Annotated in this window: 11 protein-coding genes; 2 read left to right on the plus strand and 9 right to left on the minus strand. The window is 52.2% G+C overall.

Translation table 11 applies throughout. The features are described 5' to 3' along the window. Window positions 1-125: 125 nt before the first annotated feature. The 9 genes from ABYP33_RS01925 to ABYP33_RS01965 form a co-directional block, all read right to left on the minus strand. Entirely contained in the window at window positions 126-1064 is a 939-nt protein-coding gene (locus ABYP33_RS01925; protein WP_373087749.1) for a rhodanese-related sulfurtransferase, read from the minus strand. A gap of 1 nt (window position 1065) precedes the next feature. After that, window positions 1066-1395: a BolA family protein gene (locus ABYP33_RS01930; RefSeq protein WP_373087751.1), complete on the minus strand. Its 330-nt coding sequence runs from the start codon at window positions 1393-1395 to the stop codon at window positions 1066-1068. A gap of 34 nt (window positions 1396-1429) precedes the next feature. Continuing rightward, window positions 1430-1831, minus strand: coding sequence for a TfoX/Sxy family protein (locus ABYP33_RS01935; protein WP_373087754.1), 402 nt, complete (start codon window positions 1829-1831; stop codon window positions 1430-1432). 42 nt (window positions 1832-1873) lie between these two features. Then, the gene (locus tag ABYP33_RS01940; protein WP_373087757.1) at window positions 1874-2917 is read right to left on the minus strand and encodes an aminotransferase class I/II-fold pyridoxal phosphate-dependent enzyme; all 1044 of its coding nucleotides are present in this window, start codon (window positions 2915-2917) and stop codon (window positions 1874-1876) included. Beyond that, the gene (gene cbiB / locus ABYP33_RS01945; protein ID WP_373087759.1) at window positions 2914-3852 is read right to left on the minus strand and encodes an adenosylcobinamide-phosphate synthase CbiB; all 939 of its coding nucleotides are present in this window, start codon (window positions 3850-3852) and stop codon (window positions 2914-2916) included. The genes ABYP33_RS01940 and cbiB overlap by 4 nt, the downstream gene beginning before the upstream one ends. Window positions 3853-4026: 174 nt before the next feature. Further along, complete coding sequence (locus ABYP33_RS01950; protein WP_373087762.1) at window positions 4027-4806, minus strand: amidohydrolase; 780 nt, start codon at window positions 4804-4806, stop codon at window positions 4027-4029. A gap of 209 nt (window positions 4807-5015) precedes the next feature. Continuing rightward, the gene (locus tag ABYP33_RS01955) at window positions 5016-6263 is read right to left on the minus strand and encodes a glycosyltransferase (RefSeq protein WP_373087765.1); all 1248 of its coding nucleotides are present in this window, start codon (window positions 6261-6263) and stop codon (window positions 5016-5018) included. A 52-nt stretch (window positions 6264-6315) separates the two neighbouring features. Next, window positions 6316-6714, minus strand: a complete 399-nt coding sequence (locus ABYP33_RS01960; RefSeq protein WP_373087767.1) for an NINE protein — start codon at window positions 6712-6714, stop codon at window positions 6316-6318. An 84-nt stretch (window positions 6715-6798) separates the two neighbouring features. Then, on the minus strand, window positions 6799-7494 hold the full coding sequence (locus tag ABYP33_RS01965; RefSeq protein ID WP_373087769.1) for a class I SAM-dependent methyltransferase: 696 nt from the start codon (window positions 7492-7494) through the stop codon (window positions 6799-6801). 658 nt (window positions 7495-8152) lie between these two features. Between ABYP33_RS01965 and ABYP33_RS01970 the strand changes: the two genes are divergently transcribed. Beyond that, window positions 8153-8824, plus strand: coding sequence for a hypothetical protein (locus ABYP33_RS01970; RefSeq protein WP_373087772.1), 672 nt, complete (start codon window positions 8153-8155; stop codon window positions 8822-8824). Window positions 8825-8826: 2 nt separating this feature from the next. Next, a partial coding sequence (locus ABYP33_RS01975; RefSeq protein ID WP_373087775.1) for a 2Fe-2S iron-sulfur cluster-binding protein occupies window positions 8827-9240 on the plus strand: 414 nt, incomplete at its 3' end.

Here is a 9240-nt window from a genome sequence, read left to right on the forward strand (position 1 = left end):
AGCGAAAAAACCCCGTAAGTGCAGATCTAGTCTAGAAGGACGATGGCAGCTTGTGTGCCCCTAACTCAGCCGCGTGTGTAAACAGCCTAGCACGCTACTGGAGATCCTTACCAAGCAACATAGATTTAGCGGCTTTTGCGTTGGCGCGCAGGCGGCGGCGCGCCAACATGGCTCTCATTGCGCTGGCGGGCGAGTTCCACTTGCTTTTGGCGGTCCCTAAAACGCTTTTTTTGATCATCGCTAATGTGATTAAAACACGCCGGGCAGGTCACCCCTTCTTCAAACATAGCACTGAGCTTATCGTTTGCAGTAATAGGTCGCCGGCAACCGTGGCAAAGCTCGTGGGTTCCAGTGAGTAAGCCATGAGTCACTGCTACCCGATTATCGAAAACAAAGCATTCACCCTGCCACTGACTCTGGGCTTCGTCCACCTCTTCCAAATACTTTAGAATGCCGCCTTCAAGGTGGTATACCTCATCAAACCCTTCATGCTTCATAAAGGCTGAAGCTTTCTCGCACCGAATACCGCCAGTGCAAAACATCGCCACTTTTTTGTGTTTAGCTGGGTCGTAATTAGCACGTATATATTCAGGGAATTCCCTAAAACTCGTCGTTTTTGGGTCAATAGCGCCCTTGAAGCTACCAATTTCTACCTCGTAGTCATTACGGGTGTCAATAAGCAATACTTCGGGATCAGCAATTAAGGCATTCCAGTCCCGAGGCTTAACATAGGTACCGACAATATCCTTGGGATCGATGCCGTCGACACCCATGGTTACAATTTCTTTCTTAAGCTTAACCTTCATCCGATAGAAGGGCTGTTCAGTATCATAGGACTCTTTATGCCCGACATCGGCGAATCGGGAGTCTGAATGCAAATAGGCTAACACCTGGTCTATGCCCCTGCGAGAGCCCGCAATGGTGCCGTTAATGCCTTCTTCGGCAAGGAGCAAGGTGCCCTTCACCCCCGCAGCCAAACACTGCGCTAGCAGCGGCTCGCGCAAGGATTCAAAATCGGGAAGACTCACAAATTTATACAGTGCAGCGACAACAAACTGATTCATACTATTTCGCGCCCTGCTCCTGTTTACTACCACCCAAGCAGTCTGGCGACGCAGGCACAGCCCCCGCGCGAAGTTGCCACTCTGCGGGGCTATAAGTATGCATAGCCAAAGCGTGAACTGGGCCTGCCAGCTCCTCGGCCAAGAGCTGGTAAACCCGCTGCTGACGAGCGACTTTGCGTAAACTCGAAAAAGCTTCGGCGACGAGGACTAGCTTAAAATGGGTTTCTGAGTTGGCCGGCACACTGTGCATATGACTTTCGTTAATCACTTCAAGATGACTGGGCATCAGCGCCGCCGTTAATTTAGCGTGTATTGTTTCTTGTATCGACATCAGCTATCTCTCGCAATCACCACAACGGCGCATATTATACACTGACTGTGGCCACATCGCGCCCAGCGCAATCAAACACTCCGTCACGTTTAAGACCACCTTTAGCTGCCGCAGCCCGTATTGCCGCAGCGTAGCCGCGATGTGCCCAGTCAATCAACAGGTCCCTATCGTCTAAGGCCGCGTCTGGCGCTTGTAAGTATGAAAGCGCAATATCTCGACCATTACGCTCGTAGCGAAGAGGCGGTAACCCTAGGGCATCAAAGTCGCCGCGAATGGCAGTATCGGCTTTCAAATACAGCGTATTCTCGACAATCAGTGCGAACATCAAACCCTCTAGGAACAGTCCGGTACCACCAAACATCCGCCGCGACGTCACTGGACCAAGCCACTGCATGTGACCAACTAAGAACACCGTAAAGGCGCTGGCCTTTGCCATGGCATTGAACTCCCGTCGGTTAGCCAGCGATGCAGCCAGCCGCTATACCGCCAAATCAGTTATACAAAGTGACCTCAACCGCTGTGCCAGCAGCGCCTGGTCAGGCGCCAGCCCCCAGCGCATATAAGCCACATCGCCACCGTTATACACCCGCACTGACAAGCCTTGCACGTAACACCGCCGCTGAAGTACTGCAGCTTGCGCCGTGGGTAAGGTCATTGTAATAAATAAAGGGGTCACTATGATCTGCTGAAAATAAGCACTGAACACGCTTTCTAACAACTCGCCTTGACGCGTTGCGGTCAACATCAGTTGGCGCTGCATATCGTCTTGCCACTGACGATCAAGCAGCGCTTTACGGCCTATCCACTGAGCGCTGCCACACACCGCCCAAGGCCCCAATTGTGTATCAAGCTCAACCAATAGCCACGGCTCGGCTATTACAAACCCTAGGCGCAGCCCTGGCAAACCAAAAAACTTGCCCACCGAGCGCAACAGCACAATTCCGTCTTCCGCGGCCAAAGCTCGTAAGTCACTGGTTGGCATGGCATCGGCAAAAGCCTGATCGATGACCACCAAACCATCAGCAGGCAGCAATGAACGCCAGTAGCGAACGTCTTCTTCACTAACGACATCGCCCGTTGGGTTATTGGGGCTAATTATCAATAAATAGTGAATTTGTTCAGCCACAATCCGCTGCGCAATCTCTTCTCGCCCGTAGCAACTAAAGTACTGAACTTCGTGGCCCGCAAGCAACCAGCGATAGCGATGCTCTTCATAGGCGACCTCTGCCAATAAAACACGCCCTGGCGCGACGGTACGGGGTAGCACTTGAATGGCGGGCTGACTGCCAGCCGTCGCTAAAATGTGTTGTTCCGCAACGCCGTAATAACAGGCGGCGGCACTCTGTAATTCGGGACAAAAATACGGCAACACCTTATAGCAACTCGCTGGCGGCGGCGGCACTGGCCAGCTCCAGGGATTCACCCCAGTCGCCAAGTCCAGCATCGGCAAGCCATCAGGGGCTGGCGGCAGATCGCGAGGGTCACCGCCGTGTCGCGGTGGCTGAGAGCGTGTAACAGTCATAGACATAATCCCAGCACCAGACCAAGACCAAGCCATACCGCGAGCTGGCTATTCACCAATTTAATGCTTTTCTCCAAATCGGCAATGACTGGCGCCCGGCCCCAACCAAGCGGCGATCGATTCGAAACCATGCCGTAGTAGCTCGCCGCGCCCCCCAAGCTTACCCCTAAGGCCGCTGCGCCACTGGCCATCACTGATCCCGCATTGATACTTTTCCAAAACCAGCCCTGTTTAAACCAGCATTGCCAGGGCCGAGCGGAAAAAGACAGCAAACTAAACCCCAAGGCGGTAAGTTGCGCCGGAACAAAATTACAAACATCGTCGCTGCGCGCCGCCCACCAACCAAAATAGCGGTAGCGCTCATCTCGATAGCCCCACATCGCATCTAGGGTATTGGCTAAGCGCTGCAACACCACCCCGCCGGGGCCCGCCACGGCATACCAAATTAGCGAAGCAAAAACCGCGTCACTGCTGTTTTCGATGCTTGTCTCCAAGCCCGCTGCTAAAATCTGCTCGGCAGTGAGGTCACCGGTATCGCGACTGACTAAATAACTGATCCGCAACCTCGCTTCGGGCAAATCACCCGCCGCCAAAGCGGACGCAACGGGACGAATATGTTCGCACAAACTCTGCCATCCCACAGCCCAGTACAGCACCGCAATATGCCAGACCACACTAGCAAGAGGCGAAAGTTCATAGATCACAAAATCGATAAGGACGACCGCAACAATGGCCGGAACAATCAATAGCAGCCAACACCCCAGCCCACTTACCCGTTGCAGAAACGGGCTATTCTTTAGATTTAAGTTTCTTTCTAGACCTGCGGCGAGTCGGCCAAAACCGACTAAGGGGTGCCAGCGTCTGGGCTCACCGAGCAGGCGATCTAACACCAGCGCCGCCAAGCAAACCACACTTACAAGTAAAATTTGATTCAAGAGGGTTCTCTGCTTATTGACGTCGCGCCAAGGGCCCTGACTATCGGTAATAACCTAGCCAACGCCATCATGGCCAAGCTAATGTCCTGGGAAGAAAAACGTAAAAAACCGTTAACCTAGCGGTGAGGCACTTTAATAAATGCAGTGGCAAGGGTCAAATAGAATGACTTGGGGCTACACCCCGAGGCGGTAAAACGCGGCGGCATTATCCCACAAAACTTTTTTTGTTGCGGAGTCACCTAGGGCATTGCCAATAATTTCAATATCCACCGGATTAAAGGCGCGAGGTGAGCGAGTAGACGGCAAATCGGTGCCGAACATCAAGGCATCAGGGTTAATATCAAATAAGCGGCGAATGGCCTGACTTACTGCAAAATCGACCCGCCCAAACCCCGTTGCTTTTACTCGAGCACCACTTTCAGCCAACTGATATAAAACTGGCAAACCTTCCTTAGAAAGTCCTAGGTGATCAATACTTACCGCGGGCAAGCGACAGAGTTCGCCACAGAGGTCCGCCAAGGTTTTACAATCGGCGTAGATTTCAATATGCCAACCCAATAGATCGTAAATGCGGTGGGCAAAGTCAATAAGGTGCTCTGAGGATTCGGAACCCCCGCGCCGCAAATTAAAGCGAACTGCGCGAATCCCCTGATTAGCGAGTAATAATAAATCGTCGTCACTGGTCGTGCAGGGCACTTGGGTAACCCCGACAAAGGTTGGCCCCAATGCCGCCAGCGCCGTGATTAAATAGCTTTGGTCGAAGGATTGAAATGAAGCGGATACCACCGCGCCACCGCCAACGCCAAGACTTGCAGTCTGGCCAACGTAATCGTCTACGGTAAATGTATCGGGTAAAAAGCCATCATTACTGACCAGGGGAAATGCCGGATCAATAATGTGCAGATGGGCATCAAAAATCATGTGCTGCATACCGCTCTCACCTCCGCCAGCCATAATACTTTTGCCCGCGTAATGTTTATATTCTTATTGTCTAAGCTTGCCGACCAGTACCAATCCTCTCAACACTCGCAGATTTATCGCGCAAATGCAACGCTGAAAACATCGCTATGACACACAAGAGATTTGCCCCAGCGCAGTGTTTCGGGGGCTGACGCGAGTCGCTTTTGCGCCTAGTCAGCCGTATTCACTCAGTAAACTGACGGTTACGCGTCCTTATTTTTAGCTGCAATCCATTGCGACATGTATTGATGGCTTTTAATCGTGTGATGGCGAAGCATTAAGCCATTAAAGTGCTTCTGGCGATGGCCAGTAAGCTCTTGGCGTAAATCAGCCACGCGGCGGGTAAATTGTGGGAGGTAGTCGTCGGCCTGAAAACGCGTTAACAAGATCGCGCACCCCTGTTGCTGCGCCGCCGCCCAGCGGTCGGGGTCTTGGTATAAAGCAGCGGCTTCGGCGGCAAAATTGGCGGCTAATTGCTCAGAATCTGCAATAACACTGCCATTCCACGCCAAGTCGCCGTGCATAGCCTCAGCGCCGATCGTCGTCGTTACCGATGGGGTACCGCACTCCATTGCCGCCACGAGCTTGCCCTTTTGACCAGCGCCAAAACGCAACGGTGCCAAACAAAGTCGCGCTTTTTCCACTACAGCATCAGCATCGTCCGCCCAGCCCTTAACGAGAAACCCCAACTTGTCACTGTGCAGTTGCAAGGCTTTGGGCGGCGGGTAGGCGCCATAAATATGGCATTCAACCCAAGGCAATTGACGACGAATCAACGGCCATATTTCACTGCGTAAATATTGCACCGCGTCCCAGTTTGGCGCGTGACGAAAATTCCCCACCACCACACAGTGCTGACGCGCCTCATAGGGCAGCCACTGCGCTGCTTGCTCGGCGTTGAAATTACTTAGCAAAGGCAGGTAATGAAGCAAGTCGGCAGGCACACCATAGGTATTTTGTAGCAACGCCATTTCAAACTCAGAAATCACTAAGGTGAGGTCGCAGCGCCAAATCGCCGCGATTTCGCGCAGGGCCAATTCAGCAACCAAATCTTGTCGACTCAACGGGCGGTTTTGCTTCAGTGCCTGATGGCGGGCCTGCCGAAGGCAGTGCAAGTCTTCGCTGTCTAAAATGCGTACGGCCTCAGGACAAGTCCGATCCACCCGCCAAGCAAATTGTTCTTCCATCAGAAATCGATCAAATATAACGAGGTCTGGCCGCAAATTCCCAATATAATCATCAAAGCTATCGCAATTTAGGGCAACCGGCTGGGCGCAAACACCAAGTGCAGACAAATCAACGCTATGATCGCCCTTCACCGCGGCGCTGACAAAATGAACTTCCCCGCCATTGCTCTGCATGGCAGATATCAATGACAACATCCGCCGCCCCGCGGCCGATGAATTCGGCTCGGGCCAAACGTAACCAATCATTAAAACGCGCAAAGTCATAAACTCACAGAAAAATTACATTATCGGAACATTTGAGCACCATCCGAGCAGCTTAGCGCGAAAACAAACTTGAATTTTTCTCGCTTATTTGCTGATTTAACGTCCAGTAGTCATAGATAATGCCTAGCAAAAAAATACCACCGGTGAGCAAATACACGATGCCAGTCAGCCACTTGCCCAAATAAAAGCGGTGCAAGCCAAAGACACCCAAAAACGTCAGTAATATCCACGCCAAGGTGTAGCTAGTCGTACCGCTTCGGCACTGCCGATCGGCGTCCCGATCCATGCTCGGGATTAAAAACAGATCGATAATCCAGCCAACTAAAAACAGACCAAGGGTAAAAAAGTAAATCGTCGCACTGATCGGGCGCCCATAATAAAAACGGTGCGCACCCATAAAGCCGAAAATCCACAAAACATAGCCGACCGCTTTGCTGTGGGTATTATCCATTACTTAACAACCCTCTATAAATTTAGCCCTCGAGTGTAGTGGATTACATCCGCTGGCTAAACCCCAAAACATAAAACCGCCAACTTAAGTCTTACCGCGAGCCCGACATTTCGACTCGGCGCTAAGGACAAAAATGATCGACGCGGGTACGCCAGTCTGCGGATTCAAAGGTTCAATCAGCTCCCTCAACATAAAGCCGCTAGCGCTAATCAGCTCTAACCAACTGCTTAATGTTCGAAAATACCACGGCGCTGGGTCACAGAAATTATCACTAAACCCTTGCCAACTGCCCTCCCGCCAACCGTCGCAATAAGGGGCACCGTTAAATGCAGGGTGCAAGGTTTGAATCACGCAACAGCCATTGCTATTTAATACCGAGGGAATCGCTGATAAGACATCAGCAACGACGTGATGGCCTAGCAAAGAGAAATTACAGACGACGCAATCTACGTGCTGTTGCCACCCACCATGGGCAAAGTCTTGATAGGACAACAACGAAAACGTCCCGCCAAGCTCCGTGGCGCGGCTAATGAGTCCAGCAATCCCATCTATACCCTCCGCCGCCACGCCCAAGCTTGCTAAAGCTCGTACCAGCCAACCCTCACCGCAGCCTAAATCGAGCACCGTTTTCGGATTTTGTGCCACCACCGCATTGACAATGGCCGCGTCGGTTACCGCCACGCGGCTGCCAATCTCTGACTTCCGAACGGCGTCGGTCCACGCATCAACATTGTTGTGCCACGACGATAAAATTGCCGTTTCTTTATCCTGGTCGTCCATGTCCACATCCTCTCAAACTAACGAGCTAAAGTCGTCCCGCAGGCCACCCCCGCGCGGTGTTCGCGAGATGCTCGTAACACAATTAAATTGCCCTAAATAGCCTGTAGTGGCAAGCTTGGTAGCCGACAAACCGGCCGCCATGTATTTTTGAGCTCAGCGATGCACTGCCCAGTTTTTGAATCAAATCAACGTCGCTCCTGTAACTGGCTAGATCGACCCTACCATCAGCTGCTGCAACACAAGGAGCGTCAACTAAATGCGCTGTTAGCACCCTTTGCACCGCCACCCCTATTAGCGTCGGTAAGCGCCGAATTATCAGGCTTTCGTGACAAGGCTAAAATGGTGGTGCTCGGTAATACAACCGCCCCAAAACTCGGCATTATCAACCACCACAATCACGTTATTAGCCCCGATGAACGCCCCCCTATACCCAGACGATATGCAAACGCTGCTGGGCGATTTAGAGCGCTGGCTTGGCGACCTCGCAATTGCCCCCCTACCAATTCAACGCCGTTAGGGAGAGCTTAAGTATTTACTGCTTAAACGTAATAACGACGGCCAATACATGCTGCATCTGGTCTTGCGCAGCACTGGCCAAATCGCAAAATTTTCGCTGGCACTCCCAAACTTCCTTGCATAGCACTCCGAAATCAGCTCAGTGTCAGCAAATATCCAGCCAGTGGCCATGGCCGTCATCGAAGGACCCGACGAACATATTTTGAGTGGCGACAACTGGCTACGCCACCAGCTTACCGGCCTAAATCTTTACCAGCGATCCAAGGGCTTTTTCCAAACCAATCTCGATATGGCTGTGAAGTTATACGCCACTGCCGCGCTATGGACGGCCGACCTAGAAATAAGTCGCTACTGGGACCTGTTTTGCGGCTCCGGCGGATTTGGCCTGCACTGTTTAACACCAAATCGCCAACTGACCGGTATCGAGATAGAAGCCGAGGTCATCGCCTGCGCCCAGCGCAGTGCTGACGAAATGGGTCTCGGTGCCCAAGTTCACTTTCAAGCCTTAGACTCCAGCGCATTCGCCCGTAGCAGCGAGGGAGAGGCGCCCCAGCCCATCATTGCCAACCCTCCTCGCCAGGGCCTAGGCACTGAACTCTGTACGCAGATCAAGCAACTTGCACCAGACTATCTGCTCTATTCCAGCTGCAATGCCGCCACTCTGGCCGCTGACCTAAGTGCGCTTGAAGGCTACCGTATTGACCGCGTGCAACTATTTGATATGCTCCCCCATACCGCCCACTATGAGGTATTGCTGCTCCTGCACCGCATTGAACAGCCCTGTATTAAATCGCAATTTGGATTCATTTATTGAATATGAGCACCCTCACCTTTAATGGGCAAAAATATGTCGTTCAGGACGACGAAAATGTCCTGGATACCCTGCTTAGGAACAAGATAAGCATCCCCCACGGCTGTCGTGCGGGCGCCTGCCAGGCCTGCCTTTTAATTGCGAAACCAGACCAAATTCCCGACGACTGCCAGCACGGCCTCAGTAATCAGCGTATCCAGAAAGGGTATTTTTTAAGCTGCCGCTGCGAGCCCGAACAGGACATGACGCTTCAACTCCCTGATTTAAGCAGCGAAAAGCACTTAGCCACCATTGCCGAAAAAATGCAGCTAAATCCAAAAATACTGCGTCTTCGCCTGCACTGCCGTTTGCGTTGGCGGGCTGGGCAATATATTACCCTCTGGCTAAACGACAACACCGCCCGCTGCTATTCTATTGCC

Origin of the sequence: Zhongshania sp. (assembly GCF_041584495.1) — a bacterium.
GTDB lineage: Bacteria > Pseudomonadota > Gammaproteobacteria > Pseudomonadales > Spongiibacteraceae > Spongiibacter.